This is a genomic window from Chromohalobacter sp. HP20-39 (assembly GCF_033052815.1).
Taxonomy (GTDB): Bacteria; Pseudomonadota; Gammaproteobacteria; order Pseudomonadales; family Halomonadaceae; genus Chromohalobacter.
The window spans coordinates 1-246 of the sequence record NZ_JAWHTP010001037.1 but is presented as its reverse complement, the minus strand read 5'-3'; the positions used below and the strand labels follow the sequence as shown (position 1 = coordinate 246).

Genomic DNA, 246 nt, shown 5'->3' with positions numbered 1-246 from the left:
CGGCGCCACGGTAGGCATCCACGGGCGCGGTATTCGTGAAGACCGCTTTGACTTCGGCGTAGATGGCTGGTGTTTTGTACTGCCCGGCAAGCAGCGTCGCGTACAGGATGGTCGGCACGCTGCTGGCCACGCATCTGAGCCTGCCGGCCGGCGGCACGCACAAGACGTTCTGCGAGCGGCGGAAGGGCTGATGCTGGCTCGCCCTCGCCCGCCGGAGCGCCTCCTCGGACAGGAAGGTGCGCTCAC

Annotated in this window: 1 protein-coding gene; it reads right to left on the bottom strand. The window is 67.9% G+C overall.

Annotation, left to right across the window (positions count from 1 at the left end; genetic code table 11):
- A partial coding sequence (locus tag RVY79_RS21080) for a molybdopterin cofactor-binding domain-containing protein (RefSeq protein ID WP_317466559.1) occupies window positions 1–246 on the bottom strand: 246 nt, incomplete at both ends.